At 29.3% G+C, this 2,728-nt stretch carries 2 protein-coding genes; both read left to right on the plus strand.

Annotated elements, in window-relative coordinates:
- Positions 1-176: 176 nt before the first annotated feature.
- Positions 177-2,039, plus strand: a complete 1,863-nt coding sequence (locus NSA58_RS18475) for a phytoene desaturase family protein (protein WP_074078814.1) — start codon at positions 177-179, stop codon at positions 2,037-2,039.
- A 12-nt stretch (positions 2,040-2,051) separates the two neighbouring features.
- Positions 2,052-2,728: ABC transporter ATP-binding protein (locus tag NSA58_RS18480; protein WP_257560817.1), on the plus strand; the 677-nt coding region annotated here is incomplete at its 3' end.

A 2,728-nucleotide genomic window follows, 5' to 3' on the forward strand; every position in this document is an offset into this window, starting at 1 on the left:
AAAAGTACTTTTAGTAAGACGAAAAATAAATAAGAATTAGGATTCTATTAAGATATAACTAAAAAATCCCTAGTATATAAACTATGCTGGGGATTTTATTATGTTTAATAGTAATAGACAAATTTGAAATTTCATAAATATTAATAGTACATAAAAGTAGAAGGAGATTTATATTTATGGAAAGTGAAGTTATTGTTATAGGAGCAGGTCTTTCTGGACTTACATCAGCAGCCCTTCTCGCTAAGAGGGGATTTGATGTAACTGTGGTTGATGCACAGTTTAAACCAGGTGGATCTTGTGGGATTTTCAAAAGAAAAGATGTAATTTTTGAACAAGGCGCTGCTATGATTTATGGATTTGGAAAGATTGGATTTAATCCACATAGATTTGTTTTCAATGCTTTGGAAGAACCTATAGATATAATAAAACATGATGAATTGTATTGTATTAACTTTAAGGGAAAAAGAATTATTTTTCACGAAGATATTAACAAGTTTACTGATGAATTGGGCAAAATTTTTCCTGAAGAAAAGGAGAATTTTAAGAAGTTTTATAATGATTTATCAGATTTATATTTAAAAGTTATAGCTAAGCAACCTACATTCACCACACCAGATGTAGTGACAAAAGAGCAAGGGTTAATGCAATTAAAAAGCCATCCAAAAGCATATATGAAATTTTTAGGGTTTATGAATAAAAATACAGAGTATTTATTAAAAAAATACTTTGAGACTAAAGAAGTTTTTGATTTTTTTGACAAGCTTACTTCAACTTATTGTTATACAAATGTTTATGAAACACCAGCTATATTGTCCTCTGTAATGTTTGTAGATAATCATTTTGGAGGAAGCTATTATCCTGCTGGATCAACGTTAAATTTAGTAGGAAAGCTAGAAAAAGTTATAGAAGAAAATAAAGGAGAGATGATTTACAACAAGAAAGTAGAGAAGATTTTAGTAGACAATAATAAAGTTATAGGCGTAAGGTTGGATGATAATCAAGTTATTAAAAGTAAAATAGTAATTAATTCGGGAAATGTATGGAATCTATATAATAGTTTAATTGATAAAAATTTATGTAAGAAAAATAGAAAATGGGCAAATTCCTTAATATCTACCTATCCATCTCTAGTTTTATTTGCATTAGTAGAAGAGAGAGTAATACCTGAGGATACTTTGCCAATAGAAATGTTAATTAGTAACTCTAAAAAAATTGATGAAGGAGAAATAACTGTTTATATATTAAGTAAAGATGATTATACCCTTTGTCCAAGGGGATATCACACAATTATGGCAATAGGACCTTCATTTAAGCCATGGCCAGTTGGATTAGATAAAGATTATCATGATGTTGACTATTTAAATAAAAAAGCCATTGAAAAAAATAGGATGCTACAAGTATTAGAAAAAAGATTTCCAGGATTTATAGATGCTATATCTTATGTGGAATTAAGTACACCAGCAACTTTAGAAAATTTAGTTATGAAGGAAAAAGGTGCTGTCGCAGGACCAAAGCAACAGCTAGGTCAACATATGATGAAAAGATTGAAAACTAAGGGAGATATAGAAGGTCTTTATAATTGTGGAGAATCTACAGTTATGGGAACTGGAACGCCTGCCGTTACTGTATCAGGAATAAGTGCTGCAAACTTGATTTTAAGAGAGCATCATATGAAAGAATATGAAAATAAAGATATTAAAAAAGATTATGTAAGAATAGTTGAAAATCCATATAGAGGTGAAAGTTTAAAATTAAGTTATGATGAGTTGGAGGATAAAATAGGAAAATTAGCTATGAAGTGTCAATATTGTATGAATCCAACTTGTGAAAGTGCATGTAAGAACAATGTTCCAATAAGAGATATAAATAGAAAATTATCTGTTGGAAATTTCTATGGTGGAAGAAAATTATTAAACCAGCACAAAGTAAATCCTTGTATTAATTGTGAAGAGATTTCATGTGAAAAAGCCTGTGTAAGAAGGAAATTTGATAATGCTGTAAATATAAAAGAAATAAATATTAACTTAATCAAAAAATAAAGGAGGATGACAATGTATATTCTCCAGGTAAAAGATGTGCATAAATCTTATAATAAAACAGAGGCAATAAAAGGTGTGAGTTTCTCTATAAAAGAGGGAGAAATATATGGATTACTAGGACCAAATGGAGCAGGTAAAAGTACTCTTATTAAAATAATTGCTGGAATTGAGAAGCAAGACAGGGGAAAAATTGTTTTTGAGGAAGAAGTAACAAATATAAATAAGTATAAGAAAAACATGGGTATTTTAACACAAGATATTGCCATATACCCTAGCTTTACAGCCTATGAAAATATTTCGTTTTTTTGTTCACTATATTCTTACAAAGGCAGAGAGTTAAAAAGAAGGGTGGAAAGGTCCTTAGAGTTTGTGGGTCTTAATGATTGTAGAAATAAAAAAGCAGAAGAATTTTCTGGAGGTATGATGAGAAGATTACATCTGGCTTGTGCTATAGCTCATACACCAAAACTTATTATTATGGATGAGCCTACAGTTGGTATAGACCCTCAATCAAGAAATCATATATTAGAATCAGTTAGAAAACTGAAAAGCGAGGGAGTTAGTATAATTTATACCTATCATTATATGGAGGAAATAGAAGAAATATGTGATGAAATTTGTATATTAGACAGAGGTAAAATTATCGCAAAGGGAAGCTCTAAATATCTTAAAAATAATCTAATAAAAAA

The organism is Terrisporobacter muris, assembly GCF_024621905.1.
Taxonomy (GTDB): domain Bacteria; phylum Bacillota; class Clostridia; order Peptostreptococcales; family Peptostreptococcaceae; genus Terrisporobacter; species Terrisporobacter muris.

What these genes read in the sequence shown, in the direction of transcription:
- NSA58_RS18475 (WP_074078814.1), top strand. Translation starts at nt 177, where the DNA reads ATGGAAAGTGAAGTTATTGTTATAGGAGCAGGTCTTTCTGGACTTACA.